This is a genomic window from Streptomyces sp. P17, assembly GCF_032436805.1.
GTDB lineage: Bacteria > Actinomycetota > Actinomycetes > Streptomycetales > Streptomycetaceae > Streptomyces.
The window spans coordinates 1-456 of the sequence record NZ_JAVRBF010000329.1; the positions used below are offsets into that span (position 1 = coordinate 1).

Consider the following 456-nt stretch of genomic DNA (forward strand, 5'->3'; position numbering starts at 1 on the left):
GGCGCGGCCCTTGCGCAGGCTTTGCCAATGCGCGCGCATCTCGGCCACGATCCGGCTGGGACGTGCCGGGTCAAAATCGGCCAGATGCAGCACCCGGCCCCGCCCTTTTGCTATTTCATCACCCTCGGACACGTGTCAGAGATCTCCGGCAAACCCTTGCACCTCATTACAGTGCGCAGAATAAACCCACACCCCGGAAATTCCGAGCGCTTTCTTCATATTCAGTTAATCCACCGCCTCTGGCCCTTGACCGGGGGGGCGGGGATGGGCCAGCCCTCGGACAGAACAACAGGGACGGACCATGACGGGCGCACGCAGCGGGCTTCTTATCATTCTTTCATCGCCTTCCGGGGCGGGGAAATCGACGCTGGCGCGGCGGCTGATGGACTGGGACCCGGCGCTGCGCTTCTCGGTGTCCGCCACCACCCGCGCGCCGCGTCCCGGAGAGGTCGACGG

1 pseudogene is annotated in these 456 nt (G+C 64.9%); it reads left to right on the top strand.

From position 1 onward, the window contains the following. Positions 1-301: 301 nt before the first annotated feature. Positions 302-456: pseudogene (locus RMT89_RS41125) on the top strand (guanylate kinase); the annotation flags it as partial.